The sequence below is a fragment of the uncultured Agrobacterium sp. genome, assembly GCF_913777885.1.
Taxonomy (GTDB): Bacteria; Pseudomonadota; Alphaproteobacteria; order Rhizobiales; family Rhizobiaceae; genus Agrobacterium.
On sequence record NZ_CAJYTV010000001.1, the window covers coordinates 18869 to 45745 of the forward strand.

Sequence of the window (26877 nt, forward strand, 5' to 3'; positions counted from 1 at the left end):
CTGCTTATCTCACTGCCGCTAGCACTCGGCAAATGAGAGTGCTAACATCAATCCAGGCGGATCGTATCCGATCCGCGAATGTCATTTGATCGAGGGAATAGACAATGGCAAGCACCAATTTCCGCCCGCTGCACGACCGCGTTGTGGTTCGTCGCGTTGAGTCTGAAGCGAAGACCAAGGGTGGCATCATCATTCCTGATACCGCCAAGGAAAAGCCGCAGGAAGGCGAAATCGTAGCCGTCGGTTCCGGCGCGCGTGACGAGTCCGGCAAGATCGTCGCTCTCGACGTCAAGGTCGGCGACCGCATCCTGTTCGGCAAGTGGTCCGGCACAGAAGTAAAGCTCGACGGCGAAGACCTTCTCATCATGAAGGAAGCCGACATTATGGGCATTATCGGCTGATCTAGCCGCCTTCCCCATTTTCCGTAATCTTGAAGCCGGACATTGTTCCGGCCATTCGAAACCAGGAGTTTTGAAACATGGCAGCCAAAGAAGTAAAATTCGGCCGCTCGGCGCGCGAAAAGATGCTCAAGGGCGTCGACGTTCTCGCTGACGCAGTGAAGGTCACGCTCGGCCCGAAGGGTCGTAACGTTGTTATCGACAAGTCCTTCGGCGCACCGCGCATCACCAAGGACGGCGTTTCCGTCGCCAAGGAAATCGAACTGGAAGACAAGTTCGAAAACATGGGCGCACAGATGGTCCGCGAAGTTGCTTCGAAGACCAACGACATCGCTGGTGACGGCACCACGACGGCAACCGTTCTTGCTCAGGCTATCGTTCGCGAAGGCCAGAAGGCTGTTGCCGCCGGCATGAACCCGATGGACCTGAAGCGCGGTATCGATCTGGCCGTCGCAGAAGTCGTCAAGGACCTGCAGGCCAAGGCTAAGAAGATCAACACCTCTGAGGAAGTTGCTCAGGTTGGTACGATCTCCGCCAACGGCGACACGCAGGTTGGCCGCGACATCGCGGAAGCCATGCAGAAGGTCGGCAACGAAGGCGTTATCACCGTTGAAGAAGCCAAGACCGCTGAAACCGAACTCGAAGTCGTCGAAGGCATGCAGTTCGACCGCGGCTACCTGTCGCCTTACTTCGTAACCAACCCTGAAAAGATGGTTGCTGACCTCGAAGACGCTTACATTCTCCTTCACGAGAAGAAGCTCTCCAACCTGCAGGCCATGCTTCCAGTTCTCGAAGCCGTTGTTCAGACCGGCAAGCCGCTCGTCATCATCGCTGAAGACGTCGAAGGCGAAGCGCTTGCAACGCTCGTCGTCAACAAGCTGCGTGGCGGCCTCAAGATCGCTGCCGTCAAGGCTCCTGGCTTCGGCGACCGCCGCAAGGCCATGCTCGAAGACATCGCGATCCTGACCGGTGGTACCGTGATTTCCGAAGACCTCGGCATCAAGCTCGAGAATGTCACTCTCGACATGCTCGGCAAGGCCAAGAAGGTTTCCATCTCCAAGGAAAACACCACGATCGTTGACGGCTCCGGCCAGAAGACCGACATCGAAGGCCGCGTTGCCCAGATCAAGGCTCAGATCGAAGAAACCTCTTCCGATTATGACCGCGAAAAGCTGCAGGAACGCCTTGCTAAGCTCGCTGGTGGCGTTGCCGTCATCCGCGTCGGCGGTGCAACGGAAGTTGAAGTGAAGGAGCGCAAGGACCGCATCGACGACGCTCTGAACGCAACCCGCGCTGCTGTTCAGGAAGGCATCGTTGCTGGCGGTGGTACCGCTCTGCTTCGTTCCGCTCAGAAGATCACCGTCAAGGGTGTGAACGACGACCAGGAAGCTGGTATCAATATCGTTCGCCGCGCTCTGCAGTCGCTGGTTCGCCAGATCGCAGACAACGCCGGTGACGAAGCTTCGATCGTTGTTGGCAAGGTTCTCGACAAGGCTGACGACAACTTCGGTTACAACGCTCAGACTGGCGAATATGGCGACATGATTGCCATGGGTATCGTCGACCCGGTCAAGGTTGTCCGTACGGCTCTGCAGAACGCAGCTTCGGTTGCTTCGCTGCTGATCACCACGGAAGCCATGATTGCCGAGCTGCCGAAGAAGGAATCCGCAATGCCTGCGATGCCAGGTGGCGGCATGGGCGGCATGGACTTCTAATCAGTCCATTCCCTCTGGGATTTAGAAAGGGCGGTCTTCGGACCGCCCTTTTGTTTTGGCGCTCTGAAAGCCAGGATGAAGCTCATCCATTGTTCACTTTTTGAAGACGAACAGTCTTCTCTCGTTTATCTTTCGTCAATTAAAAAAATCCGCCAGAACTGTCTCCAGATTTTCACTCAACGGCTTGAACGAAAGCCCAAACGGAGACACCGCAATGTCCAGCAGTCAGAACGCTCTCGTGCTCGTCGCACGCATCCTTCTTTCCTTCATCTTCGTCTACTCCGGCTTTGGCAAGCTGATGGACCCTGCCGGCACAGCTGGCATGATCACCGGCGCTGGCCTGCCTGCGGCAACCGCTCTTGCTTACCTTGCCGGTCTGTTTGAGCTCCTGACCGGGCTTGCCGTTCTCGTTGGCTTCCAGACCAAGATTGCCGCTTTCGCACTGGCCGCATTCTGCGTCTTCACCGGCCTCGTCTTCCACAGCGGCACCGTTGCCGTTCCCGGCTGGCCAGATGCGGCTCTCGGCTGGATTAACACGCTGAATGGAATTATGCTGATGAAGAACATTACGCTGGCTGGCGCCTATATCCTTCTCGGAGCTTTCGGCGCCGGTGCGTACTCGGTCGACGCGATGCGCGGCGTCAAGCTTGCCCACGCCTGAGATAGAGAGTTATTCCTCCAGAGGCCGTCGGAGCAATCCGGCGGCTTTGTTTATTTCTGGGGTTCCTTGGGGTGCGCAGGGATTTCTTTGAGGTCATCAACCCACTTGGCCCTCGATCGCGCCCATATCTGCACATGCGGCTCTAAAGCGGCACGCTCATTGATCGAGCCCCAGCGGATGCCCCAGGTGCCGGTCTCCTGCTCCGCACTGCTGAAGAGCGGCGCGCCGCAGTCGCTACAGAAATGCATCAGACGGATATTCCCGTTTTCCGCTTTCTTTCTGTAGAGCTTCGGTTCGACGCCAGTCAGGATGATGTTCTGACGCTTTGCCCGCAACGTTACGCGATAGGGTGAACCGGTCAAACGCTGGCAATCCGTGCAGTGACAGATGACCACATGCTCTGGATCGGCTTCTGCTTCATACCTAACGTTGCCGCAGTGGCATTGGCCTGTGATGCGCATGACACTCTCCTTCATAAGGAGAACAGCATAGACAAAATATGTCGTCAGCCAAGCGCCGTCTTGACGCGCGAGACGATCTCTCGGACGACAGAATCGCCCTCGTGCTCCGCCTTTCTGGCGCGAACAAAGCAGGCTTCGGATTTCAGAATGATGCCGTCCGTCAGGATTTTCAGGTGATTGGCCTTCAGCGTCGAACCCGTGGAGGTGATATCAACGATGATATCCGCCTGGCCTGCCGCAGGCGCGCCCTCTGTCGCACCGAGGCTTTCGACAATGCGGTAGAGCTGAATGCCATGCTGGCGCGAGAAGAATTGCTGCGTCAGCCGCCAGTATTTGGTGGCGATTGCCAGACGGCGGCCATGGCGGGCGCGAAATTCGGAGGCGACGTCGCCGAGATCGGCCATGCTATCGACATCGAGCCAGATTTCCGGCACGGCGACCACCACATCCGCGTGGCCGAAGCCGAGACGCGCGCAGAACTCCACGCGTGCATCGACGTTGCTCAGATCTTCGCGCACGAGATCTTCGCCCGTCACGCCGAAATCGACGGTGCCGTTGCCAATCTCACGGGCGATCTCGGATGCCGAGAGATAGGCGATCTCGATATCGTCACGCCCTTCGATCCGGCCGCGATAGGAGCGATCGCTGCCGATAGCGGTGATTTTCAGCCCGGCGCGTTCAAGGATGGCGGAGGAATCGTCCTTCATGCGTCCCTTGGAGGGCAGCGCTATAGTGATTGTCATGCAGCGGCCCTCGCAGCTTCGATACGGTCCAGCCAGAGCGAGAAACCGACGGCAGGAATGGTGTCGGTGGCGCCAAGCAGCGTCATCAGGCGATCGAAGCGTCCACCGCCTGCCAGCACCGCGGTTTGCCCCTGTTGTGTGATTTCGAAGACCAGGCCGGTATAGTAATCGAGCGGGCGACCGAAAGCCGCGCCATAAGTCACGGCCTGCAAATCGACGCCGCTATTGGCAAGGGCTGCCACGCGGGAACCGAAATCGGACAGTGCTGGCCCAAGTTTCAGCTTTGCCTTTTCGGCAAAGTCGGAAAGCGTCTTAGATGCCTCCGACAAAGGTGCCTGAAGGCTTAGAAACTGCTTCAGCAGTTGGAAGCTGTCGTCCGGCAGGCGGGTGGCGGCGAGCGCCAGCTTTTCGCGGAGGCGTCTCGCGATCTCCTGCGGGGAACGGCTGGCATTGGTGGAATAGCCGGTCTCTTGCATGACGCTGTCAATATAATCGACCAGAACCTTCTCCTCGCCGGTCGCAAGCAGTCCGGCCACGCGAGCGTCGAGCCCGGTCATCGGCTTGTGGCTGACGAGGCTTTCCAGCAGCGCATCGAGTTGAACCGTGTCGCCAAAGGCCTGAACCAGACGCTTCTGCCAGCCGAGCGGCAGGCCAAGTGCTGCGATCACCGCCTCGAAGACCTTCTGGTCCCCCAGACGCGCCGAGAGCGAGCGGCCCGGCAGCAAGCGCTTCAGAATGCCGAAAGCGTCGCCAATCGCGCGGGCATCGGCAGCGGCGACATCGCCATCGCCCAGATCTTCGATGCCGGCCTGATAGAACTCATTGCCGCCCTCGCGCCGCTGGCGAAACACTTCGCCGAGATAGGCGTAACGTTTCGGCGTGCCGGTTGCCGTTTCGATATGGCGCAGGCAGACGGGGATCGTAAATTCCGGTCGTAGGCACAGGCTCTCGCCCGTTTCGCTTTCGGTCAGGAAAATACGACGGCGCAAATCCTCGCCGGCCATATCCAGAAAGGGGGCAGCTGGCTGGATAACGGGTGTGTTGACCCGCACCGTTTTGCGCGCCGCAAACTCGTCCAGCAGCTCTCCGGAAAATTCCGGCATGTCGATCAGGGGCATGAAGCGGTACTTTTCGTCACGGTTCGAGCGGTTGCATCATCTCGATGCGGTTTCCGAAGGGATCATTCACGTAGAAGCGGTCATACCCTTCCAGTGGCTCATCCTCAACCACAGGGCAGCCTGCCGTTTCAAGTCTTTTTAGAAGTCCAGACAGATCATCTACTACAAAGGCGGGATGGGCCTTGGTGGCGGCGATGAAATCTTTCGCGACGCCGAGATGCACGCGGACATCGCCACGCGCAAACCAGCATCCGCCGCGGCCCGCAAGATTGGCAGGCTTTGCAACCTCCTGAAGACCGAGAAGGCCCGCATAAAACGTCCGCGCCTTGTCTTCTCCACCTTCAGGCATTGCCAGTTGGACGTGATCCAGGCGGAGAATGGTCATGGCCGATCAGCCTTCTGCCCGACGCCGGTCTTCGGCCTGGGCGGCCAGGATTTCCTTGACCTTGGCAACCAGTTCAGACTCGGCGACGACCTCTTGCGCGACACGCGCTTCGCGCCATGTCGCGTTGTCCTCGATCTCTCCGGAGAGGCGCTTGCCTTCGATCAGGTCCTTGATCTGAACCACGCCTTCGGCACGCTCATCGCCACCCTGGATGATGGCGATGGGGGCGCCCATGCGGTCGGCATATTTCAGCTGATTGCCGAACTTCTTCCAGTTGCCCTGATACATTTCGGCGCGAATGCCTTCCGCTCGCAGTGCCTGCGTGAAGCGCTGGTAGCGCCCCATGCTCTCCACATCGCCATCCATAACGGTGATGAGAACAGGCGCGAGCACCTTTGCCTGACCGAGCTTGCCAAGGTTCTTCAACGCCGTCATCAGGCGCGAGACACCGATGGAGAAACCGGTTGCCGGAACCGGCTGGCCCATGAAGCGGGACACCAGACCATCGTAGCGACCGCCGCCGCCAACGGACCCGAAGACAACCTTCTCGCCCTTTTCGTTGGTGACATCGAATGTCAGTTCAGCCTCATAAACAGGGCCTGTGTAATACTCGAGCCCGCGCACGACCGATGGGTCGATCTTGATGCGGTCGTCGTCATAACCTGCGCTTGCGACGAGTGCGCCAATGACATTCAATTCCTCGACACCTTCCGCACCCTTTGAGGTACCGGCAACGAGGTTCGCTAGATCGGCAGCACTTGCGGCATAATCCTTGATGCCGACGAAGAAGAGAACCTTTTCGATCTGCGCCTCGTCGAGCCCCGCACCCTTGGTGAAGTCGCCGGACTCATCCTTGCGACCGGGACCGAGCAGCAGCTTCACGCCCTCCGGCCCGAACTTGTCGAGCTTATCGATGGCACGCAGAACGTTGAGACGACGACCAGCATTCTCTTCGCCGCCAAGACCGATGGCTTCCATCACGCCATCCAGAACCTTGCGGTTATTGACACGGATGACATAGTCGCCGCGCTTGATGCCAAGGGCTTCCAGCGTATCGGCCATCATCATGCACATTTCCGCATCTGCCTGGACGCCAGCGGCACCGACGGTATCGGCATCGAACTGCATGAACTGGCGGAAGCGACCCGGGCCGGGCTTCTCATTGCGGAAGACATAGCCTGCGCGATAGGTGCGGTAAGGCAGCTGGATCTCGTTGAAGTTTTCCGCGACGTGACGGGCGAGCGGCGCGGTCAGATCATAGCGCAGGCTCATCCACTGGTCGTCATCGTCTTGAAGCGAAAACACGCCTTCATTCGGGCGGTCGCTATCCGGCAGGAACTTGCCCAACGCATCGGTATATTCGAACAGCGGGGTTTCGACCGGATCGAAGCCGTAAAGCTCATAGACCTTACGAATCTTTTCGATCATCTCATTGGTGGCATGGATATCGGCAGCCAAACGATCCACGAAGCCGCGCGGCAGGCGGGCTTTCAGTTTCTGAGGCTTTTTTGCTTTTTCGCTCATGATGCCAGTCCAATTGTCTCTTGAAATCAAGCCGGTGTCTTAGAGGATGACGCCCCATGCGGCAAGGCCGGAGGTCCGCGGATTTGCTGGCCTTTGGCGCGAAAAACTGCTAAACGGGATACACGCATCCCAATCTCTTCGGGAGAGAACCGCATGAGCAAGCAAACCGCCATCCGTCTACCGGACGAGACCTATGAACGCCTGAAGGCGCTTTCCGAGCGCACCGGACGGACGTCGGCCTTTTACATCCGCGAGGCGATAGAAAAACATATCGAGGATATGGAAGATCTGTATCTGGCGGAAGAAGCGATGCGGCGTATACAGCGCGGCGAGTCGAAGGTTGTAAGCGCCGAGGAGTTTTGGCGTGACCTGGACAATTGAATACGACATTCTCGTTCAGAAACAGATCAAGAAACTCGATCCACAAACGCGACGTGGCATTCGGTCATTTTTACACGACCGGCTGCTGCAACTCAACAGTCCGAGGCAAACGGGTGAAGCCTTGCAAGGCTCCGAACTCGGCAATTTCTGGCGCTACCGCGTCGGCGACTATCGTATCATCTTTGACATTCAGGATCAGAAGCTTGTCGTTCTCGTGGTCGAAATCGGTCATCGCCGGGAAGTCTACCGTTAATCCATGATCCTCGAAGCCCTGAACTATGCTGGCACATACTGGAAAACAGCGCCGGAATTTCGTCCGCATATCCGCTACTCCGTCAATTTGTGGGCGCGCGCCAATAGATGCGAGAAGCCGTGGGGAGAGCATGAGGAGAACTGCAAGCGCTTCATCCTATCGACGGCCTTGAAACTGAAACAACGACGTACCGCCGTCATTCTTGGTTCCGGCCTGTTGCGGGATGTGCCGTGGCGGCAGCTTGCGGCAGGGTTCGATACGCTAGTGCTGGTCGATCTGGTGCATCTGGCGAGCGTGCGGATGAAGCTCTATGGCCGAAAATACCGCAATGTCGTTCTCAATAGCCGCGATCTCTCTGGCTATGATGCGCTGAAGACGAGCAGCATGATCGAGCCGTTGAGCTTTCTGCGGCAAGTGCCATATCTCGATCTCGTCGTCTCCGCTAATCTGCTGTCGCAAATCGGCACCGGCGCGCGTCATAGGATGGAGCAGGACGGGGCAAGCCGCATGCCGCAGGACACGCTCCAACGCCTGGTTCAGGCGCATATCGACGGTCTCTCAGGCTTGCCCTGCAAGGTCTGTCTTCTTACCGATACGAGTTTCGAGATCATCGACAAAAGCGGCAAAGTGCATCAGCAGGAAGACCTGCTGCATGGAGCGCCTGTTCCGAATGTCGCGCATCAATGGGACTGGCCCGTTGCGCCCTTCGGCGAGGAAAGCAAGAACTATCAGATCCTTCACAGGGTCGTTGCCAGCGAGGTGAGATGAGCGCCATTTTCTGACCGCGATTGATGCGTTAGAGCGTTTCCTTGTTAAATGGCAACGTTCTGCCGGAGCAGGTTTTCGTCAGGGCAAAGGCGATCGGCGAAGGGCATACCCCAAGGTACGGTCGAGCCGATCGTCTTTGATCCTGGCGGAAAGATGCCCGGCCCTTTGGATTGGTTGAAACGGGTCACCTGCTTGCCTGGACGGCTTGGCCGTATGCGTTGGCTACGACACGCGCCATCCGGACAATCAGTCGATCCCGTTTGAACCAACAGAACTGTTTCCATTTAACAAGGAAACGCTCTAAAGTAACCGCATGCGCTTAATGGTTCGTACCTTGATGTTTCTTGCTTGCCTGATCTACGGCGCGATGCCGGCTACGGCGGCGATGGATATGTCCATGCCTGAGAGCGAGAACCACTCATCCGGCATGGCCAAGAGTCATCCTGTCGATCACGACATGGCGGATGCTTCCGAAGACACGGGAGCCCAAAGCGCTCCGTGCCCGCATGAAAAGAGCATGACGCACGCGCCCTTCTGTGCGGCGTGCCTCGTCCTTATTCCAGATATTGCCTTCGCAGAAAAAGGCCAACCGCCTCACGCCGCTCCGGTACCGGGCTTGCAAGCGAGCCTTGTTGGCGATGCTCCCACGCCACCTCTTCCCCCTCCCCGAGTCTGATCCGATTTCGACATTCACGTTTCAATCGAATTTCCGACAGAGGAAGGATATCCCATGTCTATCAAGATCATTTCCATCGCCGTCGCCTTCGGCGCGTTCATGGCGCTGCCCGCGCTTGCGCAGGACCACTCCGTTCATGCCGGCCACTCCATGCCCAAGCAGGAGGCCACGAACAGCGCCTCGACCAAAGCCTTCATGGAGGTTTCCAAAAAAATGCACGCGGCCATGGAGCAGGACTATACCGGCAATGCCGATGTCGATTTCGTCCGAGGCATGATCCCGCATCATCAGGGTGCGATCGATATGGCAAAGGTGCAATTGCAATATGGCAAGGACCCGGAAATCCGTAAACTCGCCGAAGAGGTGATCAAGGCGCAGGAAGCGGAAATCGCCATGATGAAAGAATGGCTGAAGTCGAAGGGTTACTGATCACACAGTAGGTGTGTTTGGAGGGAGCGCCATCGGGCGCTTCCTCTTCTCGGCGACCCGTGGTCAAAGCCCCGTCAGACCCGCCTTGTAGCTTCCGGCAAACTCCCGGCTTAGACGCTCCAACTCCAGCGATGCGCGGCTTGGGTGCCGCTCCTTGTGCATGAGAAGCGAAAATTGGCGTGCAGGCAGGTCGATGCCGACGCGGGTGAGCAACCCCTGTCGCAGCATCAGTGCCGCGACGGACGCCGACACCACCGCAGCCGCGCCGCCTGCGCGCGCTGCCGCAACCACAGCCTCGTTGGATGGCAGTTCCAGCGTTACCTGCAGATCGGCAAGAGACATGCCCATGGCCTTCAACGCGGCTTCGAAGGCGGAGCGCGTACCCGAGCCCTGCTCGCGCAGCACCCATGTCGTTGAGCGAATATCCTGCGCTTTCAATTGCCGACCGTCCGAGAAAGGATGCAGCGGCCCGACCACGACGAGCAGTTTGTCGGACACGATGGGGCGGACGGAGAGCGCCGGCTCATCGATATCGCCCTCGATGAAGCCGATCTCGGCTACACCCTTCAGGACCGCCTCCGTCACCGTGCGTGTATTGCCGACCTCAAGCGTGACCGTCACGCCGGGATAGAGCTGCTTGAACTGCATGAGAATGGATGGAAGCCAGTAGCTGGCAATTGTCTGGCTGGCGAAGACGCGGATTTCACCACGCGTCAGACCGCCCATTTCAGCAAGGATCAGTTCGGCGCTGCGCACGCGGTTCAAGGTAGAGCGCGCTTCGTCCAGAAAGACGCGACCGCTCTCCGTCAACTCGATACCACGACCGACGCGGTGGAACAGTTCGACATTGTAGTAAGCCTCAAGCGTTTTGATCGCGGAGCTGACGGCCGAGGGCGTCAGCCCGAGTGCTTCCGCAGCACGCGTCAGATGCTGTCTTTCCGCGACAGCAACGAAAATTCTCAATTGCTCAAACGTCATTTTCTATCATTCGATTTTGCCGAATAAAATATGCCATATTATTTGATGGAATGGAACGGACGTTCGTAAGATGATGATCATATGGCACATCATCGTTCACTGACCTCATCCCTGTCCCTGTCGCGCTTCCCGTCAATTCGGTTGCTCCCTGGCATATTTTTATGCGGCGCCATCAGCGTCGCTGCGATCATTGCGCAGGAGGCGCAGGTACGCGTGGCCGGCCATGCCTGGCTTGGAGATTTGGTGATTGCGATCGTGTTCGGCGTGCTGCTCAAAAGCTTTACCAGGCTTCCGGAAGCGACAACGGTTGGTATAAAGTTCAGCGCCAAGACGCTGCTGGAGATCGCCGTTGTGCTTCTTGGCGCTTCGCTCAGCCTCTCAATTCTCAAAGGCGCTGGCGGCTTGCTGATTTTCGGTATCGCCATCATCGTTGCATTGTCGCTCGCCGGTAGCTACGCCATCAGCCGGATGATCGGTCTTGACTCTAAGCTTGCCATCCTCGTTGCCTGCGGCAATTCGATTTGCGGCAACTCCGCCATTGCGGCGGCTGCACCCGCCATCGGCGCGAAGGCTCAGGACGTGACCGCAGCCATCGCCTTTACCGCCGTCCTTGGCGTCGCAGCAGTCGTCATCATGCCGGCACTTCCCGCTCTCCTCTCAATGGATGCGATCCATTATGGCATGTTTGCGGGTATGACCGTCTACGCCGTACCGCAGGTTCTGGCTGCAACCGCACCGATGGGCGCGGTTGCGGTTCAGACCGGTACGGTGGTCAAACTCATCCGCGTGCTGATGCTGGGGCCCGTCGTCACCACGCTTTCGATCATCCATGGCCGTGGTGCGAGCGGTCGGCTCGATCTACAACGGATGGTGCCCTGGTTTATCATCGGTTTCGTGTTGATGATCATGGCCCGTTCCTTCGGCCTGATCCCGGATATTGCGCTGGCACCCATCAGCGGCCTTGCCAATGTGCTCACCATCATGTCGATGGCAGCCCTCGGTCTTTCGGTGGATATCCGCTCCCTGCGTCATGCGGGCGGCAAGGTCATCCTGGCGGCCACAGCATCGCTGCTACTTCTCTGCGCACTATCGGTCGGGCTGATCGCGATCGCAGGATAAGCCGCCTACGGTTGGCGTTCGACGGTGATCGTATAATTGGCACCAAGGCCACGACGCGATGAACTCAAGACCAGGATGGGCCGGATCAGCCACTCGGTGTCTTCTTTCGGTGTGATCACCGTGGTGTTGTTGCCGGTGTCGCTGAAGAAGATCGCATCGTCGTCCGGTTTGCCGAAATCAAAAATCGCCATGACGACGAACTCGCTGCGGCTAGCGAGCGACACCTTCAGCGTTTCGCCGGCTTTCACCTTGAGACGATAGACTTCACCCCTGCCCTGGCGGGTCCAACCGTTCAGGCTCAGATTGCCGGAGGCCGGCATTTCGACAGCCTTCAACTGCTCCCCATCATCGAGCCACATGCCGTCGACGTTCCGCTGCTCGGCGACGACGGGCGCCGCAACAGAAAAGAAAAGAAGGCTGGCAAGGGCGCATTTGATAAATGTCTTCAAGGCCGTACGAACTCCTGCCGCAGCGCTTCGATTCGGGGGCGACAATGGCAGCCCTCTATGTGGTCGTTGACCATGCCCATGGCCTGCATGAAAGCATAGACGGTGGTGGGCCCGACAAAACTCCAGCCACGCTTCTTCAGGTCCTTCGACAGTCGAATGGAGGCTGGCGTCGTCGGATTGGCGCGCAGGGTTGCGTAGTCGAAGACATCCGGGCGCTCTTCCTGCTTGGGCTCGAAGCTCCAGAAATAGCGCGCCAGCGTGCCGAATTCATCGCGAAGGGCGACGGCGCGCTTGGCATTGTTGATGGTTGAAACGATCTTGCCGCGATGACGCACGATGCCTTTGTCGGCAAGGCAGCGCTCTATATCGGCGTCGGTGAAGGCTGCGACCTTCTTGAAGTCGAAGCCAGCGAAGGCGGCGCGAAAGCTCTCCCGCTTTCGCAGAATCGTCAGCCAGGAAAGACCGGACTGAAATCCTTCAAGACAGATCTTCTCAAACAATCGCTTGTCGTCGGTGACAGGGTGGCCCCACTCGTCATCGTGGTAGCGGCGGTAATCTTCCAGTCCCTGCTGCCAGAAGCAGCGGACCTTGCCATCCTCGCCCGTCAACAACCCGTCTTCACTCATGCGGCACCGTCTCTTTCAGCCCGGTTCTTACCATTGATTCACCCTGTTTTAAAACCGCCTGCTAACCTTATCGAAAGGTTTCAGCGAAATAGCGATTTCGACTGAGGTCTCTTTACCATTCGCTGGTCTGCACGTGCGAACGTGACGATCATTTTCCGGTGTCATGTAAAAGAGTCCACCCGATGTCGATGAAAACCGTCTTTCTAGCGTTGAGCGCCGTGTTTGCCGCTCTCACTCCGGCAATGGCAAATGACCGTTACCGCGAGCGCCCGCCGATCGTCGTCAGCCCTGATCTGACAGCGCCGTGGGTAACACAGATGGGTCGTGGCGATGTGCGTCCGGTCGTCTATCCGCAACCGCCACAGCGCCAGCCGCTTTTCCAGCGCCGCGGCGTGCAGCAGCGTCCTCAGGCCGTGGCTGCACGACCCAATGCGCCGCGTGTGAGGATCGACCCGCAGTTCCTGCCGCAGATCGTTAATTACGACACGAAAGAAGCACCCGGCACGATCGTCATCGATACGCCGAACCGACTGCTCTATCTCGTCATGGAGGGTGGCAAGGCACGCCGTTACGGTGTGGGCGTCGGCAAGCCGGGCTTCGAGTGGGCGGGAACGCACGCAATCACCCGCAAGACGGAGTGGCCGACTTGGACGCCACCGAAGGAAATGATCACGCGCGAAGCCGCCAAGGGTCATTATCTTCCGGCCTTCATGGAAGGCGGACCGGAAAACCCGATGGGCGCGCGTGCCATGTATCTGGGCTCGACGCTCTACCGCATCCACGGCACCAACCAGCCATGGACCATCGGCAGCAACAATTCGTCCGGCTGCATCCGCATGCGCAACGAAGATGTCACTGACCTTTACGAGCGCGTGAAGGTCGGCACGAGGGTTATTGTGATCTGATAGCAACGCCTGGCTGTAAGTTTGATTTAAGACACCATCACGCTTCACACTTCTACTTGCGAGCTTTGGCGGAACGGCTAAATTGATTTCACGAGCTTGGCGGGGGATGCCAGGGGGAACGGTAAGCGCTTTTAGCAGCAACCGAAGAAAAACGAGCGGCTCAGCCGCTCGTTTTTTGTTTCAGGCTTAACTTCGGTGGCTTTTGACCGCTATAGGCCCAGTCCAGCAGCTCGACCGTATGCAGGATCGGCATCGGAGTGCCGGTGGCGATCTGCGTCATGCAGCCAATATTGCCAGTTGCGATGATATCGGCCTTGGTGGCCTCGATGTTCTTAATCTTGCGCGCCTTCAACTGGCCAGAAATCTCCGGCTGCATGATGTTGTAGGTCCCGGCAGAGCCACAGCAGAGATGTCCCTCTGCGGGATCACGCACGACGAAGCCCGCATTTTTCAACAATAGCTTCGGCGCCATCGTGATTTTCTGGCCATGTTGCATTGAGCAAGCAGAGTGATAGGCTACCGATAGCCCGTTACGTTCCAACACCGGCAAATCGAGTGTCGACAGATATTCCGTTATGTCCTTTGCCAAAGCGGAAACGCGCGCTGCCTTTTCCGCATAGTCCGGATCGAGCCGCAGCATATGGGCATAATCCTTGATCGTTGTGCCGCAGCCGGATGCGGTGATGACGATCGCGTCGAGCCCGCCCTGTTCCACCTCGCGCATCCAGATATCGACGTTTTGGCGGGCAAAAGCGAGCGCCTGTTCTTCGCGCCCCATGTGATGGACCAGCGCACCGCAACAGCCCTCCCCTTTCGGTGCGACCACCTCGATACCCAGACGGGTCAGGAGCCTGACAGTGGCCTCGTTGATGCCCGGGTCGAGAACCGGCTGAGCACAGCCGGTCAGGATTGCGACCCGGCCTCGCTTCTGCCCTTCAGCGGCGGGAGCGGAATGCCGAGCGACAGGTGGCGCGGAAATCGAATTGGGTGCGAGATCGAGCATGGCGGCGAGCGGCTTCAATGCCGAGACCTTAAGCAGGAGCGGTGACAGCGGGCGCCCGATTTTCGCAAGCTTCAAAGCCAGCCTGAAGCGTGCGGGATAGGGCAGGATGGCGGCCAGTAGGCCGCGGATCAACCGGTCCATCAGCGGGCGCCGATAGGTCTTTTCGATATGGACGCGCGCGTGATCCACCAGATGCATGTAATCCACACCCGACGGACAGGTGGTGGTGCAGGCAAGACAGGACAGGCACCGGTCGATATGTGTCACCACCTCGCGGTCGGCAGGACGGTCGTTCTCAAGCATATCCTTGATGAGATAGATGCGCCCGCGCGGGCTATCGAGCTCGTTGCCGAGTGTGACATAGGTGGGACAGGTGGCCGTGCAGAAGCCACAATGCACGCATTTACGCAGGATCTTTTCAGACTCGGCAACATGCGGATCGGCCAGTTGTTCAGCCGTGAAGGAGGTTTGCATGATCAGATCCCCATTCTGCCTGGATTGAAGAGCCCCGCCGGATCGAGCTTGTGCTTGATACGTTGAGACAGCGCTGATTCGACCGCATTCAAGGGCTCGAAAGCCGGAACCGTTCGTCGCACATTATCCGCTGCACGAAGAAGCGTGGCGTGACCACCGCCGAGCGAACGGATGTAACCGCGCAGCAGTTGCGCCTCCGGATCGGCTTCCATCTGCATCCACACAAGCCCACCCTGCCAGTCATAGAAGGCATCAATGCCTGCCTCCAGACGGAGCGCGGCGACCAGCTTGTGGCCCTGTGAGGGCGCAATCGACACCCGCCAGAGCGGCTTGGACGCGTTGCCCGCGTACGGCGCTACATCGCGGATTTCCTGCCAGAGTGTGCGGCTCTCGCCGCGCTCAAGAGAGGTCATTGTCCCAACGGATGCCAGAAGCGTCTTCAGCTTTTGCGATCTCGCCTCGACCGAGGCTGCAAGCCCCTCTAGTCGAAGCACGGTCGCGGCACCTTCGGGAAGCAGCCCATTGAGGAAGCGGGACTTAACACTTTCCGGCAGATGCGCCGCTCCGGAGATTTCGAGGCTGGTTGCCATCGCCGCTGCCATAGCATTGGCCGCTGTCTCATCTTCCAGCCCCGAAATAACAAGCGTCACTTCAGCAGGCGGAACCGGCAACACGCGGAAGGTTACCTCCGTCAGCAAACCGAGCGTGCCGTAGGAGCCCGCAAGAAGCTTGACGAGGTCTAGACCGGTGACATTCTTCATCACTCGCCCACCGGCCTTGATCGCCTCGCCGCTGCCATTGACGAAGCGGATGCCGAGCAGACTGTCTCGCGCAGCACCGGCCACATAACGGCGCGGACCAGAGACGTTGGCTGCAAAAACGCCGCCAATGGTGGGTTCGCCTGTCGTGCCCATGATAGCGCGATGATCCATGGGCTCGAAGGCCATCATCTGCCTGGCCTCGGTCAAAGCGGCCTGCACGTCGGCGGTTGGCGTCCCGGCCTTGACGGTCATCACCATCTCGGCGGGATTATAAGAAACGATGCCGCTCAAGGCTCGCGACGATAATGCCGCATCTGCCTGTACGGGATTGCCAAAGCCAGCACGCGTATTGCCACCGATGATGGCGATCGGACGTCCTGCTTCTGCGCGTTCACCAATGATAGCTGCCGCCTCTAATTCCGATTGGGGCGTGAAAATGGGGTATGCGGTGTCCATCAAGCTCTGCTCTCCAAAGGAAAGACCTTGGACGGGTTCAATATCCAGTCTTCGTCAAAGGCGGCGCGAACTGCCATCTGCTGCGCCAGATCGGCGTCTGAATATTGATGCCGCATCAAATCGCGCTTCTCGATGCCGACACCATGCTCCCCGGTCAGACAGCCGCCTGCATCGACGCAGAGTTTCAGTATCTGGTTGCCCGCCTCTTCGGCGCGCGCCGCATCGTCTGGATCATTGGCGTTGAACAGGATCAGTGGATGCATGTTGCCATCACCGGCATGGAAAACGTTGGCGACGCGAAGGCCGAGCGCGTCGGTGATCTCGCTCGTCTTCTTCAGCACATGAGAAAGCTGGCTGAGCGGCACCGTGCCATCCATGCAGATATAATCGGCAATCCGGCCAGTTGCACCGAAAGCGGATTTCCGGCCCTTCCAGATGGCAGCCGCCTCCATCGCCGACTGACACTCGCGCACGGTCTTCACTGCATGCTGGCGAGCAATTGCGACGATATCGGCCAGCATGGCATCCATCTCATCTTCAGAGCCCTCAACCTCGACGATCAAGAGCGCGCCGACATCGAGCGGATAACCTGCGTGGGCAAAAGCCTCACAGATTTCGATGGCCGGCTTGTCCATGAACTCGATCGCCACAGGAATGATCCCGGAACCGATAATGTCGGCCACGCAGGAGCCAGCCTCTTCCGAGCTTTCGAAACCGAAGAGCACCGGACGCGCGCCTTCCGGCTTGGCGATCAGGCGCACCGTCGCTTCGGTGACGATCCCGAGTTGACCTTCCGAGCCACAGACGAGACCCAAAAGATCATAGCCTGATGCGTCGAGATGCTTACCGCCAAGTTCCAGCACCGTGCCATCCACCAGCACCATTTTCACCCCAAGCAGATTGTTGGTGGTGACACCATATTTCAGGCAATGCGCTCCACCGGAATTCATGCCGATATTGCCGCCGATGGTGCAGGCCAATTGCGAACTCGGATCGGGCGCGTAGAAGAACCCTTGCGGACTGGCTGCATCGGAAATGGAGAGGTTGGTGACACCTGCTTGGACGGTTGCGGTGCGGTTGAACAAGTCCAGTTCAAGGATCGAAGACATTTTCGAGAGGCCGATCACCACCGCATCTTCCTGCGGGATCGCACCGCCGGAGAGCGACGTACCGGCACCTCTTGGAACTACGGGTATGCCGTAGCGATGACAGTATTTCAAAACAGCGGAGACCTGCGCCGTGGTTCTTGGAAGCGCTACAGCCAATGGCAGTCTGCGATAGGAAACAAAGGCGTCCGTCTCGAAAGGTACGAGCTCTCTCGGCTCGTGGACGAGACAGTCGGGGGGAAGCAGATCGGCAAGATCGGCAATGATCCTTCCCCGGCTGGAGAGCACCGAGGCGCGTGGCTTCAAGAATTCTATTGCTTGCGACATGATTTGCCGATGCCTCCCTCATCTCACCCATCCTATGCGGAGTTTAGGCCTTGGTGGCAAGCTGCGCAAATGCTAGAGATTATTTCCAATTTGGAAAGAATGGCTGGGACCGATGACAAATCTTGGTGATCTCGAGGTCTTTGCCAGCGTTGCTGCCTCCGGCAGCATGTCGGTGGCAGCGAAGGAACTTGGCTACTCGCCCGCCGTGATTTCAAAGCGCATCAAGCGTCTGGAGGAAAAGCTCGGCGCGCGGCTGTTTCAGCGCACGACACGCCAGATCTCGCTAACAGAGGCGGGCCAGGGATTTCATCAGAGAATTCTATCCGTCCTGGAAGGGCTGGAGGAGGCGGAAGACTTCGTCTCAGGCCGGTCAAACTCTCTGGCCGGAACGTTAAAAGTGTCAGCCTCCACCTCGTTCGGGCGAATGCATGTGGCACCGCATCTCAAAGGCTTCATGGACAGGCATCCATCGCTCTCCATCAACCTGACGCTCAGCGACGACTTCATCGATATCGTTGCTGGTGGCTACGATCTCGCCATCCGCATTGCCGATCTCTCGGATTCCAGCCTTGTCGCACGACGGCTTGCGCCGGTCCGCCGCGTGCTGTGCGCCTCGCGATCCTATGTTGAGGAACACGGGCTGCCCGACACCATTGAGGATTTGAAGAACCATCGCTGCCTACCAGCACACAACAACGATCTTTGGCGGCTGGAAGGACCGGACGGAGCGTTCAATTTGCGCCCTGAAGGCCTGCTTGTGACCAATTCGTCGGAGGTGATACGCGAGGCGGTAATTTCCGGGCTTGGCATTGCGCTGCGATCCACCTGGGATATCGGGCCGGAGTTGAAATGCGGCGCGCTCATTCAGGTGCTTCCGGCCTATGAAGGATCGAAGAACGTGGCGCTCTCGGCGGTCTATTCCAGCCGCCGGTTCCTGCCCGCAAAGGTTCGTCTCTTCATCGATTATCTGGCGAACCTATATGGTCCCGTTCCCTACTGGGACACGGATGCATTCTAGGGTCAAAACCTGATCGGAATAGGAATCTCGGCCTAATGCGGAGCGTCCGCCGCGTGGCGCTTGCGGATATTGCGCACCACCCACCATACGCCGATCACGGCAATGGGAACCGATGCGCCGGTGATCACGGCCGGATCGATCGGCAGCAGGTCATGCGTCACTGCCTTGGTGAGATAGCCGATCAGCCCGACGACGTAATAGGATATGGCAGCGACAGAAAGGCCTTCGACTGTTTGCTGCAGCCGCAATTGCATGGCAGCACGCCTGTTCATATTGTTTAAAAGCACGCTGTTCTGCCGCTCGAGCTCGACATCGATCCAACTGCGCACCAGCGATGTGGCACGATACAGCTTTCGAGACAGGTTGGCCTGGCGTTCCTCAACCGACTGGCAGGTGCGCATGGCAGGCGCCAGCCGCCGTTCCAGAAAGGTGGCCATGGTTTCGTGTCCATGGATCGGCGTTTCAGCCAGTGTGCGAATGCGCTCGCGGACAATGACGTCATAGGCGCGGCTTGCGCCGAAGCGATAGAGGCTAAGCGCCGCGTTGGCCTCCAGTTCTGCGGCAAGGCGGGTCATTTCGGCCAGAAGCGCATCGGCTTCTTCTCGCGCACCGTTCTTCATCCGCTGCGTGATCGCGGTCAAACCGTCTTCGATACGACGGATTTCCGGCGACAGTGTCTGGGCCAACGGCAATCCGAGCATGGCGAGCGTCCGGTAGGTTTCGATGTCCAGCAGACGCTGCACGATACCTCCACGCGCCGAATCGGTGAGGCCCCGGTCGAGCAGAAGAAACTGCGTCAGCCCATCGCGATCCTGGCGGAAGTCGGTAAGGATGGACGCCTGCCCTTCGCGAACGGTGCTGTGGCATAGACTGATCGGATCGAAATGGCTTTCTGCGTTGGCGGTTTCCGGTCCATCGTCACGAATTTCGAGCCTGACCGCAGAGATCAGCGAGCCGGGCGGCGAAAAGCCATCTCCAAAAGGATCGCCAACGATCTCGCCGCCAACCTTTTCCGGCGCCGGCCCATCCCAGAACCAGGTAGAGAACTCGGTATGTCTTTCCCATCTGAGCGTGCCTAGGCCGCAAGGCATGGCGTGGTGACGGGCATCGCGTTCCGGTGGCGCGACACCACGGCTACGCGACATTTCCGCAATCGCCGAATGATGTACGGAGGCGCCACCATCCATCATGAAGGCCAGCTGGATGATAATGCGTGACGAGCCGAGCAATACGGTCGGCCTCGCATGAATTTCCCCTAGCGCCAATGACCTCTCCGGCGCACTGGCAAATGCAAATCGTCCCCTGGCCATCAGCCCTCTCCGTCTCAATCATACAGATTTATCAAATCGCAAGCCGCATGGGCAGATGCCGAGTTGCCGCAGGCGAATTGCTAAAACACCCCTTGCCCAGAGATATAGTCGTTGGCGCCTGAAGAAAGAAAATCCTATTAAAGCAATTTTTCCGGGAACTTTATCAACTTTGAGACGTTCTTGACGGGTTATTGGAAAATTCTACCAAGATGGGACGCTATGACTACCACGAGCGAAACTGAACGCTATCCGCGGATAGCACTCATATCGACGCATGGCTACGTCGCCGCACACCCGCCGCTTGGCGCAGCCGACACGGGAGGACAGGTCGTCTATGTCCTCGAACTCGCAAAAAAACTCGGTCAACTCGGCTACACGGTCGATCTATACACCCGGCGCTTTGAGGACCAGCCAGAGATCGATGAGGTGGACGAACGCGTTCGCGTCGTGCGCATTCCCTGCGGCGGAAAGGAATTCATTCCAAAGGAATATCTCCACCGCCACCTTCTGGAGTGGTGCGAGAACGCGCTGCGCTTCATCAAGAAAAACGCCCTCACCTACTCCTTCATCAACAGCCACTACTGGGATGCGGGCGTGGCCGGCCAGAGGCTGTCTGAAGCGCTGAAGATCCCGCACCTTCACACTCCCCACTCGCTCGGTATCTGGAAAAAGCGCCAGATGGAAACCGACTACCCCGAGAAGGCGGATACGTTCGAACTCGAATTCAACTTCAAGGAACGCATCCAGCACGAGCTGATCATCTACCGTAGCTGCGATATGGTGATCGCCACGACGCCGGTGCAGCTCGACGTGCTCCTCGAAGACTATGGACTAAAGCGCAAGCAGGTCCACATGATCCCACCGGGATATGACGACAACCGGTTCTTCCCCGTATCGGAAGCCTCACGGCAGATGCTGCGCCAGCGCTTCGGCTTCAGGGGCAGGACGGTGCTGGCACTGGGGAGGCTTGCGACAAACAAGGGTTACGACCTACTGATCGACGGCTTTTCAGTTTTGGCCGAGCGTGAACCCGACGCGCGCCTCCATCTCGCCGTCGGCGGCGAGAATATGGACAGCCAGGAAACAACGATCCTCAATCAGCTCAGGGAGCGAGTGAAGGAACTCGGACTTGAGGAGAAGGTCGATTTCTCCGGTTACGTCTCAGACGAGGATTTGCCCGATATCTATCGGGCAGCCGATCTTTTTGTTCTGTCGAGCCGCTACGAGCCTTTCGGCATGACGGCGATAGAGGCGATGGCGAGTGGTACGCCCACGGTCGTTACGATCCACGGTGGACTGTTTCGCGCCGTGAGCTACGGGCGTCATGCACTTTTCGCCGACCCCTTCGACAAGGAAGATCTCGGCATTACAATGATGAAGCCGTTCAAGCATGAACGCCTTTACGGACGACTGTCACGCATGGGCGCGCACAAGGCCCGCAGTCTGTTTACCTGGACGGGCATTGCCCAACAGTTGCTCTCGGTCATCGAAGGGCGTCCGATAATGCCCGTGCTGGAAGAGTCCGATTGGGCCGAACCATGGAATGATGGCGATTGAAACCTGTAAGGCTTTTTTCCTCCGATCTCGACGGGACTCTCGTCGGCAATAACGAGGCGACGGCACGCTTTCGCGATTACTGGCATTCTCTTCCGGATGCCGAACGCCCGCTGTTGGTTTTCAACAGCGGTCGACTGATCGATGATCAACTCGATCTGATCGAGACAGTGCCGCTGCCCCGCCCCGACTACATTATCGGTGGCGTGGGCACGATGCTGTTCTGCTCCAATGACCCGACACTGTCGAAAGATTATGTGTCTTTCCTCGGATCGGGGTTCGATCCGCATGAAATTGCCCGCGTGATGCAAGGTGTGCCCGAGATCCGTCGACAGCCTGATCAGTATCAACATGGCCTGAAGTCGAGTTGGTATCTACACGACGCCGATCAAGCGTTGTTGTCCGATATCGAGCGGCGTTTGGGTGACAATGCGATCATGGCACGTATCGTCTATTCCAGCGGTCGCGACCTCGACATCCTGCCGCGCGCAGCGGACAAGGGAGCGGCAATTCGCTGGCTTTGCGATCGTCTCGGCTTCGAGCTTGGTGAGACCGTAGTAGCAGGCGATACGGGAAACGACCGTGCGATGTTCGAACTCCCTCAAGCCAGAGGCATCGCTGTCGGCAACGCGCTTCCTGAACTCAAATCCTACGCAACCGGAAGACACAATGTAGTGATTTCGGTTGAAGAAGAAGCGGATGGCGTTATATCGGGACTAAAACACTGGATGAACCCTGCCACCATGCATCAGTAATTACAAAAATACTGGTGCAAGAGCAGCAAATCCGCATTGACCCGACTCCTTCGGAAAGAGAAAATGAAACTTGCCGAACACGGATCGGCTTGAGATTTCATTCACGTTCTTCGAAAGGAATACTTAGCGTTGAAGCTCCTGAGCCGATTGGCCAAAGATGTCAGCTTGATGCTGCGTCGTCCCCCACGCCAGCAATATGGCGCCATCTGCCACCGCCGTAACAAACACAATGGCGATGTGGAGGTGCTGTTGCTGACCAGCCGGGACACAGGTCGATGGGTTATCCCGAAGGGCTGGCCAATGCAGGGCAAGAAGGCTCATGCAGTTGCCGAGCGCGAGGCCTTCGAAGAGGCTGGCGTCCGAGGCAACACACAGAAAGAGCCTTTCGGATTTTTCCACTATGAGAAGAAGCTGAAAAACGGTGTGAAGGTTACCTGTCTTGTTCAGGTTCACCTTCTGGAAGTGACGGATCTTATCAAAAACTTTCCCGAGAAGGAAAGCCGGACACTCGAGTGGGTTTCGCCTGAGGAGGCGCAAAAGCGGGTCAACGAGACCGAGCTGAAGCAGCTTTTCGTCGTATTCGGCAAACAGATGGCTCGGGGAACGCCGTCGGCCCTGCAACACGCTGTCGGCTCTCAATGACGACGATGTGGTGCCAATACGACAGGCACTCGCGACCATTGGCGCCATAGAGCGTTTCCATGGCGCAATCACCTGAAAATCGCAAAAAACCAACGCTTGACAAGGATCTCGACAAGATGACCCGCGTCGAGGAGGCGGTTAATCATCTTGGCCAGCGATTGGTAGCACCGGGCGCTGCACTTCTGTTCCTGGTCGTGACCGCGCTGGTCGCCAGTTCCTATGCCGGCAGTACGCCAGGCGCGGTCATCACGCTCGCCGCAGCCATCATCGGCGCCTATATGGCGATGAATATCGGCGCCAAGGACGTTGCCAACAATGTGGGACCGGCCGTCGGCTCAAAGGCACTGCCGCTGACCGCTGCTCTCATCATTGCCGCAATCTGTGAAATCTTCGGTGCGCTCGTCACCGGTGGTAATGTTGTCGAAACGATTGCCAGCGGCATCGTCGATGTCAGAACCGTACCAGACCCGCATGTCTTTGCCTGGGCGATGCTCGGAGCCATCCTAGCAGCCGCTCTTTTGGTCAATATTTCCAACCTGCTCAAGGCGCCAATTTCTACCACGCACAGCATCGTTGGCGCGGTGGCAGGTGCCGGCACCGCAGCCTTCGGCATTGGTGCGGTGGACTGGACGTCGCTGCTCGGCATTGCGCTGATCTGGGTGCTCACCCCATTCATCAGCGCCTTCTTTGCCATCGCCCTTCTCGCATTCATCAAGGAGTTCATCATCTATCGCGATGACAAGATCGCCGCAGCCCGCAAATGGGTACCGGTGCTGCTTGGCGTGATGGGAGGAGTGATGACCTCATATCTGATGCGCTTCGGGCTGCATCGGGTCATCGATGTTCCAACCGGCGTATCGCTCGCAGCAGGCTTCGCCGTTGGCCTCATCGGCTGGCGCCTTTGTATTCCGCTCATCCGCAACCAATCCGAGGGTCTGGAAAATCGCAATCAATCGCTTCGCACGCTGTTTCAATGGCCGCTGATTTTCGCAGCAGCACTTATGTCCTTCGGTCACGGCGCCAACGATGTCTCCAACGCTATCGGGCCAGTGGTCGCTATCGTGCGTGCGGATTATGGCAACCTCACCGAGGTTTTTGCACCGGCACCGCAATGGGTCATGCTGATTGGTGCTTTCGGGCTGTCTTGCGGCATCCTGCTGTTTGGACCGCGCCTGATCAGGCTCGTCGGCGAGCAGATCACCAAGCTTAACCCGATGCGTGCCTTCTGCGTGTCCACCTCGACGGCACTCACCGTTCTCACAGCCTCGCATTTCGGCATGCCGGTCAGCACAACGCATACTGCAATTGGCGCTGTCTTCGGGGTCGGCTTCTTTCGCGAGTGGTATACGCAGCAGGGCCGAAAGCAACAGGAGGCGCTGCGAAAGAGCCTTGCGCCAGCCAATTCTTCCGCGGACGAACCAGACGAAAACACCTCGGAGACGCGGCGGCGTTATCTTGTCCGCCGGTCGCATTTTATGACGATCATCGCCGCCTGGGTCGTAACGCTGCCAGCAAGTGCGGCCTTGGCAGCAACGCTCTACGCAATCATGCATCTTCTGTTTATATGAGCGGACAGATCATCAACCTATCGAAGTACCAACATGCGCGCCAATTTCAGAATGCAGCGGCTTTTCGTCAGCCAGTCCTTGCGGCTCGGCGAGCCCGTGGAAGCAGACAGCGACCAGTTCAACTACCTCGCTAATGTACTGCGCATGGGCGATGGCTCAGAAATCCTCCTCTTCAACGGTCGCGATGGAGAATGGAAGGCCAGCCTGTCATTCCCAACGCGCAAGAAGATCGTGCTGAGACCTTTCGAAGAGACACGGCCTCAGCCGGAAACACCCGACCTGCATTATATCTTTGCGCCGCTGAAGACCGGACGCATGGACTATCTCGTGCAGAAAGCGGTGGAAATGGGTGCCGGCGTTCTGAGGCCGGTTTTCACTCAGCATGTACAGGGCAAGATCACCAATCTCGACAAGCTCAGGGCAAACGTCATCGAAGCTGCGGAACAATGCGGTATTCTGGCTGTGCCGGAGGTCGAAGAACCTGTCCGGCTGAAAGACCTGCTTGAAAGCTGGTCGCCTCACCGCCGTATCATCTATTGCGATGAAGGCGATACCGGGCAAAATCCCCTGCCCGCGCTTCGAGCGATCAACGAAAAGCAACTGGCCCTTCTCGTCGGACCGGAGGGCGGCTTTTCAGAGGAGGAAAGGCAGTTGCTGCGCAGCAAGGCCTGGGTGACGCCCATACCACTCGGACCCCGCATATTGCGGGCCGATACGGCAGCGGTCGCAGCGCTTGCAGTCATTCAGGCAAGCATCGGCGACTGGGAATAATCCAGCGGAAGATGTCGCGCTCGTACAAATTTCCGGCATGAATTCATGCTTAAAAGAAATTCATTTGCTTGCACCGTGGCGGCACCCTATCAGCGATGGCAACATCGCTGCGCAGGCGGCAAAGACAACAAGGTAATTTCATGGCCCGCGACACCACTGACCAGACGCCGATTTCCTCCGTACAGGAACTGACAGACTATCTGGCCGAAGGCTGCAAGCCGAAAGAGAAATTCCGGATCGGTACGGAGCACGAGAAGTTTGCCTTTTTCCGTGATGGCAACAAGCCAGTACCCTATTTCGGTGAGGCCAGCATCTCCGCACTGCTGAAGGGCATGCAGGAAAAGCTCGGCTGGGAGCCGATCATGGATGGGCACAATATCATCGGCCTTGGCGAACCGAGCGGCATGGGCGCAATTTCCATCGAGCCCGGCGGCCAGTTCGAGCTGTCCGGCGCGCCGTTGGAAAATCTGCACGAGACCTGTCGGGAATCCAACCAGCACCTGGCGACCTTGCGCGAGATCGCCGAACCGATGGGCATTCGATTCCTCGGCGTGGGCGGCAGCCCGCTCTGGACATATGGTGAAACACCGCAGATGCCGAAGTCGCGCTATGCGATCATGACCAACTACATGCCCAAGGTCGGCACCAAGGGTCTGGACATGATGTACCGGACCTGCACCATCCAGGTTAATTTGGACTTCTCCTCGGAAGAGGACATGCGCCGCAAGATGCGCGTTTCGATGAAGCTTCAGCCACTTGCAACCGCGCTTTTTGCCTCGTCGCCCTTTACCGAAGGCAAGCCGAACGGGCTGCTCTCCTGGCGCGGCGATATCTGGCGCGACACCGACAACCAGCGTTCCGGCGTTCTTCCTTTCACGTTCAAGCCGGATTTCGGCTTCAAGGACTATGTCGAATGGGCGCTGGACGTGCCGATGTACTTCATCGTGCGCGACGGCAAATATCGCGACTGTACCGACATCACCTTCCGCCAGTTCATGGCGGGCGCGCTGAAGGGTGTGATTGCCGACTGGGAACCCAATCTGGGTGACTGGACGAACCATCTCTCCACGCTGTTCCCGGACGTGCGTCTCAAGCGTTTCCTCGAAATGCGCGGCGCCGATGGCGGTCCATGGCGGCGCATCTGTGCGCTGCCGGCCTTCTGGGTCGGCCTCCTCTACGACGACGATGCTTTGGCTGCAGCCGACCAGTTCACCGCGGACTGGAAAGTGGATGATGTGATCGCGCTTCGCGATGCCGTTCCAACGGCAGGCCTGAAGGCGACGATCGCGGGACGCGACCTGCTGGACGTGGCACGCGACGTTGTAGCGATATCCCGCAAGGGCTTGCAAAGCCGGGCGCGACTGAACCGTGATGGACAGGATGAAAGCGTCTTCCTCTCACCGCTGGAAGAGGTTCTTGCCAAAAAGGCGACGCTCGCAGACGACATGCTGGCGCTCTACCATGGCCGCTGGCAGCAGTCGGTTCTGCCCGTATTCGAAGACTATCAGTATTAAGTGCGCTGCCCTCACGGGCAGCGGCGCGA

At 58.2% G+C, this 26877-nt stretch carries 28 protein-coding genes; 16 read left to right on the forward strand and 12 right to left on the reverse strand.

Going from position 1 to position 26877, the window contains the following annotated elements; all coding sequences use genetic code 11:
* The first annotated feature begins 104 nt into the window (after positions 1–104).
* The 3 genes from groES to QZ869_RS00100 all read left to right on the forward strand — a co-directional run bounded on the left by groES (position 105) and on the right by QZ869_RS00100 (position 2774).
* Positions 105–401, forward strand: coding sequence for a co-chaperone GroES (groES, locus tag QZ869_RS00090; protein ID WP_062425989.1), 297 nt, complete (start codon positions 105–107; stop codon positions 399–401).
* A gap of 77 nt (positions 402–478) precedes the next feature.
* Positions 479–2113 carry a chaperonin GroEL gene (gene groL, locus QZ869_RS00095; RefSeq protein WP_296016884.1) on the forward strand — a complete coding sequence of 545 codons (1635 nt, stop codon included), beginning with the start codon at positions 479–481 and terminating at the stop codon, positions 2111–2113.
* Between the two features lie 214 nt (positions 2114–2327).
* Positions 2328–2774 (forward strand): DoxX family protein, encoded by a 447-nt coding sequence (locus QZ869_RS00100; RefSeq protein WP_296101930.1) that lies wholly within the window; start codon positions 2328–2330, stop codon positions 2772–2774.
* Positions 2775–2824: 50 nt separating this feature from the next.
* Here the strand turns inward: QZ869_RS00100 and QZ869_RS00105 are convergent, their stop codons facing one another.
* Genes QZ869_RS00105 through hisS form a run of 5 tightly spaced genes read right to left on the reverse strand, consistent with a single transcriptional unit; the run spans position 2825 to position 7005 of the window.
* Positions 2825–3235 carry a GFA family protein gene (locus QZ869_RS00105; protein ID WP_296101932.1) on the reverse strand — a complete coding sequence of 137 codons (411 nt, stop codon included), beginning with the start codon at positions 3233–3235 and terminating at the stop codon, positions 2825–2827.
* 44 nt (positions 3236–3279) lie between these two features.
* Positions 3280–3978: an ATP phosphoribosyltransferase gene (hisG, locus tag QZ869_RS00110; protein WP_296097633.1), complete on the reverse strand. Its 699-nt coding sequence runs from the start codon at positions 3976–3978 to the stop codon at positions 3280–3282.
* Positions 3975–5096: an ATP phosphoribosyltransferase regulatory subunit gene (locus QZ869_RS00115; protein WP_296101934.1), complete on the reverse strand. Its 1122-nt coding sequence runs from the start codon at positions 5094–5096 to the stop codon at positions 3975–3977. The genes hisG and QZ869_RS00115 overlap by 4 nt, the downstream gene beginning before the upstream one ends.
* A gap of 16 nt (positions 5097–5112) precedes the next feature.
* On the reverse strand, positions 5113–5481 hold the full coding sequence (locus tag QZ869_RS00120) for a VOC family protein (protein WP_296016893.1): 369 nt from the start codon (positions 5479–5481) through the stop codon (positions 5113–5115).
* A 6-nt stretch (positions 5482–5487) separates the two neighbouring features.
* Entirely contained in the window at positions 5488–7005 is a 1518-nt protein-coding gene (gene hisS, locus QZ869_RS00125) for a histidine--tRNA ligase (RefSeq protein ID WP_296101935.1), read from the reverse strand.
* Positions 7006–7158: 153 nt separating this feature from the next.
* Here hisS and QZ869_RS00130 point away from each other — a divergent pair, with 153 nt between their 5' ends.
* The 4 genes from QZ869_RS00130 to QZ869_RS00145 all read left to right on the forward strand — a co-directional run bounded on the left by QZ869_RS00130 (position 7159) and on the right by QZ869_RS00145 (position 9512).
* Positions 7159–7386, forward strand: coding sequence for a DUF6290 family protein (locus QZ869_RS00130; protein WP_296016896.1), 228 nt, complete (start codon positions 7159–7161; stop codon positions 7384–7386).
* Positions 7370–7639 (forward strand): type II toxin-antitoxin system RelE/ParE family toxin, encoded by a 270-nt coding sequence (locus tag QZ869_RS00135; protein ID WP_296101937.1) that lies wholly within the window; start codon positions 7370–7372, stop codon positions 7637–7639. Before QZ869_RS00130 ends, QZ869_RS00135 begins: the two co-directional genes overlap by 17 nt.
* Before the next feature lie 3 nt (positions 7640–7642).
* Positions 7643–8407, forward strand: a complete 765-nt coding sequence (locus tag QZ869_RS00140; RefSeq protein ID WP_296101938.1) for a hypothetical protein — start codon at positions 7643–7645, stop codon at positions 8405–8407.
* A 730-nt stretch (positions 8408–9137) separates the two neighbouring features.
* On the forward strand, positions 9138–9512 hold the full coding sequence (locus tag QZ869_RS00145; protein ID WP_296101940.1) for a DUF305 domain-containing protein: 375 nt from the start codon (positions 9138–9140) through the stop codon (positions 9510–9512).
* 63 nt (positions 9513–9575) lie between these two features.
* On the opposite strand, the gene QZ869_RS00150 is transcribed toward QZ869_RS00145, so the two are convergent.
* Positions 9576–10490: a LysR family transcriptional regulator gene (locus QZ869_RS00150; protein WP_296101942.1), complete on the reverse strand. Its 915-nt coding sequence runs from the start codon at positions 10488–10490 to the stop codon at positions 9576–9578.
* 81 nt (positions 10491–10571) lie between these two features.
* On the opposite strand from QZ869_RS00150, the gene QZ869_RS00155 reads away from it, so the two are divergent.
* Positions 10572–11609 carry a putative sulfate exporter family transporter gene (locus QZ869_RS00155; protein ID WP_296101944.1) on the forward strand — a complete coding sequence of 346 codons (1038 nt, stop codon included), beginning with the start codon at positions 10572–10574 and terminating at the stop codon, positions 11607–11609.
* A gap of 5 nt (positions 11610–11614) precedes the next feature.
* On the opposite strand, the gene QZ869_RS00160 is transcribed toward QZ869_RS00155, so the two are convergent.
* Complete coding sequence (locus tag QZ869_RS00160) at positions 11615–12046, reverse strand: hypothetical protein (RefSeq protein WP_363315092.1); 432 nt, start codon at positions 12044–12046, stop codon at positions 11615–11617.
* Between the two features lie 8 nt (positions 12047–12054).
* Entirely contained in the window at positions 12055–12684 is a 630-nt protein-coding gene (locus QZ869_RS00165; protein ID WP_296101946.1) for a DNA-3-methyladenine glycosylase I, read from the reverse strand.
* Between the two features lie 182 nt (positions 12685–12866).
* On the opposite strand from QZ869_RS00165, the gene QZ869_RS00170 reads away from it, so the two are divergent.
* Positions 12867–13589: a L,D-transpeptidase gene (locus QZ869_RS00170; protein ID WP_296097645.1), complete on the forward strand. Its 723-nt coding sequence runs from the start codon at positions 12867–12869 to the stop codon at positions 13587–13589.
* 160 nt (positions 13590–13749) lie between these two features.
* Here QZ869_RS00170 and glcF read toward each other — a convergent pair whose 3' ends face one another.
* The 3 genes from glcF to QZ869_RS00185 are packed head-to-tail and all read right to left on the reverse strand — an operon-like array spanning position 13750 to position 17716.
* Complete coding sequence (gene glcF / locus QZ869_RS00175; protein ID WP_296101948.1) at positions 13750–15066, reverse strand: glycolate oxidase subunit GlcF; 1317 nt, start codon at positions 15064–15066, stop codon at positions 13750–13752.
* A 2-nt stretch (positions 15067–15068) separates the two neighbouring features.
* Entirely contained in the window at positions 15069–16265 is a 1197-nt protein-coding gene (gene glcE, locus QZ869_RS00180; RefSeq protein ID WP_296102043.1) for a glycolate oxidase subunit GlcE, read from the reverse strand.
* 17 nt (positions 16266–16282) lie between these two features.
* Positions 16283–17716, reverse strand: a complete 1434-nt coding sequence (locus tag QZ869_RS00185) for an FAD-linked oxidase C-terminal domain-containing protein (protein WP_296101950.1) — start codon at positions 17714–17716, stop codon at positions 16283–16285.
* A 112-nt stretch (positions 17717–17828) separates the two neighbouring features.
* On the opposite strand from QZ869_RS00185, the gene QZ869_RS00190 reads away from it, so the two are divergent.
* The gene (locus QZ869_RS00190) at positions 17829–18734 is read left to right on the forward strand and encodes a LysR family transcriptional regulator (RefSeq protein WP_296101951.1); all 906 of its coding nucleotides are present in this window, start codon (positions 17829–17831) and stop codon (positions 18732–18734) included.
* A 32-nt stretch (positions 18735–18766) separates the two neighbouring features.
* On the opposite strand, the gene QZ869_RS00195 is transcribed toward QZ869_RS00190, so the two are convergent.
* Positions 18767–20044: a DUF3422 family protein gene (locus QZ869_RS00195; RefSeq protein WP_296016923.1), complete on the reverse strand. Its 1278-nt coding sequence runs from the start codon at positions 20042–20044 to the stop codon at positions 18767–18769.
* A gap of 219 nt (positions 20045–20263) precedes the next feature.
* On the opposite strand from QZ869_RS00195, the gene QZ869_RS00200 reads away from it, so the two are divergent.
* The 6 genes from QZ869_RS00200 (at position 20264) to QZ869_RS00225 (ending at position 26848) form a co-directional block, all read left to right on the forward strand.
* The gene (locus QZ869_RS00200; protein ID WP_296101952.1) at positions 20264–21601 is read left to right on the forward strand and encodes a glycosyltransferase family 1 protein; all 1338 of its coding nucleotides are present in this window, start codon (positions 20264–20266) and stop codon (positions 21599–21601) included.
* Positions 21598–22353: an HAD-IIB family hydrolase gene (locus QZ869_RS00205; RefSeq protein ID WP_296101953.1), complete on the forward strand. Its 756-nt coding sequence runs from the start codon at positions 21598–21600 to the stop codon at positions 22351–22353. The genes QZ869_RS00200 and QZ869_RS00205 overlap by 4 nt, the downstream gene beginning before the upstream one ends.
* A gap of 168 nt (positions 22354–22521) precedes the next feature.
* Positions 22522–22995 (forward strand): NUDIX hydrolase, encoded by a 474-nt coding sequence (locus QZ869_RS00210; RefSeq protein ID WP_296016928.1) that lies wholly within the window; start codon positions 22522–22524, stop codon positions 22993–22995.
* 59 nt (positions 22996–23054) lie between these two features.
* The gene (locus QZ869_RS00215) at positions 23055–24563 is read left to right on the forward strand and encodes an inorganic phosphate transporter (RefSeq protein WP_296101955.1); all 1509 of its coding nucleotides are present in this window, start codon (positions 23055–23057) and stop codon (positions 24561–24563) included.
* A 33-nt stretch (positions 24564–24596) separates the two neighbouring features.
* Entirely contained in the window at positions 24597–25334 is a 738-nt protein-coding gene (locus tag QZ869_RS00220) for a 16S rRNA (uracil(1498)-N(3))-methyltransferase (RefSeq protein ID WP_296101956.1), read from the forward strand.
* A 140-nt stretch (positions 25335–25474) separates the two neighbouring features.
* On the forward strand, positions 25475–26848 hold the full coding sequence (locus tag QZ869_RS00225) for a glutamate--cysteine ligase (protein WP_296097661.1): 1374 nt from the start codon (positions 25475–25477) through the stop codon (positions 26846–26848).
* Positions 26849–26877: the final 29 nt, after the last annotated feature.